The 1642-nt window shown below is 45.0% G+C and carries 1 protein-coding gene and 1 pseudogene; both read left to right on the top strand.

Annotated elements, in window-relative coordinates:
- Positions 1 to 462 (top strand): hypothetical protein (locus D5R40_RS32835; protein WP_205127847.1); only part of this gene is annotated, 462 nt, incomplete at its 5' end.
- Between the two features lie 424 nt (positions 463 to 886).
- A pseudogene (locus D5R40_RS32825) lies at positions 887 to 1642 on the top strand (MFS transporter); the annotation flags it as partial.

The raw sequence follows: 1642 nt of genomic DNA, 5'->3' as shown, positions 1-1642 counted from the left end.
GTTCAGGAATATTTGGAGGTTCGTCAACATATTCCTGATCGTTCGACGGTTTTACCCCTCAGTTTTGCCCATCAGGGACTTACGCCTGAGGGAAAAAATGTAGCTCGACGAATCTGGCTCTTTATGCATGCTGCCGATTATTTGGGTACCGATCGGAGTCTGGTCATGCTCGGCAATTATGAAGCAGGCCTGGGCTACTTCCCCTTGATCTGGAAAGCGGATAAACAACCTTATGTCCATTTGGGCGTGCGGGAAAACATCGAAGGTCGCCCACCCGCAGTAGATCTCCTCTCCTACCCTCAAAAAACAGGAGGAAGCGTAGATTATGTCCTGAGCTGGTGTATGGAGGGTGAATTTAAGGATCATCCTAATACGCTTGATCTGAGAAATCAGCTTGAGAAAGCATATGAGGAGGTTTTTCGGAGTTCGAATGGGTTGGCGGTTTTGTATAAGAAGAATTAAATAGAATAGTTTTCATCTATGGGCTTGATTCCATCTTTTTTAAAAAAGATGGAGTCAAAAATCGCAGCACCAAGAACCAGCCGCACTCGCCGCCCCATTTCCCGATTGGCGCTGCCGAGCCTCCGCGCCTGGGTAGCATAAGGGGTAGCAGTGGTTTTTACATTGAAAAAACGTAAACACCCTAACATACAAATACGCTAACACTTCCCTTTGCGCGCCGGGGCCTCGCTGCTGCATCGGGTGCGGGGGCCGGACTGTGTGCTGGCTTTGCAGCAGCTTGATTTTTTGCGAGGCCTGCCCTGAATTATACTGAAGGATTTCATCTAAGGAAAAAGAAAGGAAAGCATACGATAAGCTCTTTTTGATTCAAGGGAACGAAAAAAAAAAGCGGATATATACCTATTTAGGAAATAATTTATGTTAGATGCACTCTAGCTTAAACTCAATCCCCCATTTTTACTATCTTTCCTTCCTTATACTTCTAAATATGAAACTACGACTACGCCTCCAGCTCTCTGCCATGATGTTTTTCAACTACTTTGTTTGGGGAACCTGGTATGTAACCATGGGAACTTATCTGGGACAAACCCTGGGATTTAGTGGAACGCAAATCGGCCTTGCCTATGGAGCAGGAGCCATCGCAGCAATGATTTCGCCCTTTTTCGTGGAATGTTTGTGGACAAATTTGTGGCCTCCCAAAAAATGCTGGGAATTCTACATCTGATTGGGGCAGGATTGATGTACCTGGTATCAGAATCCACGGATTTTGGTAGCTTTTATCCCCTTCTATTGCTATACACCATCACCTATATGCCGACCATTGCGCTAACCAATTCCATCTGCTTCTCGCACATGGATAATCCGGATAAAGAATTTCCGGGAGTACGAGTTCTGGGTACAATTGGTTGGATCGTAATAGGGCTTATCATCGGCTATATGGCCATTGAAGATTCGAAACAACAATTTCAATTAGGAGCGGCTATGGCTCTTTTTATGGGCTTGTATAGCTTTAGTTTGCCCAATACACCTCCTAAAGCCAAAGGAGAAAAGGTCACCGCAAGAGAAGTACTTGGATTAGATGCCTTAAGTCTCATGAAAAAGCGCTCCTTCGCTGTAATGGTGATTTCTTCAGTGCTGATTTGTATCCCCCTTTCCTTCTATTATGGTTTTGCCAATCCCT

Source organism: Okeania hirsuta (genome assembly GCF_003838195.1).
Classification (GTDB): Bacteria; Cyanobacteriota; Cyanobacteriia; order Cyanobacteriales; family Microcoleaceae; genus Okeania; species Okeania hirsuta.
This window is presented reverse-complemented; position numbering and strand designations above follow the sequence as displayed.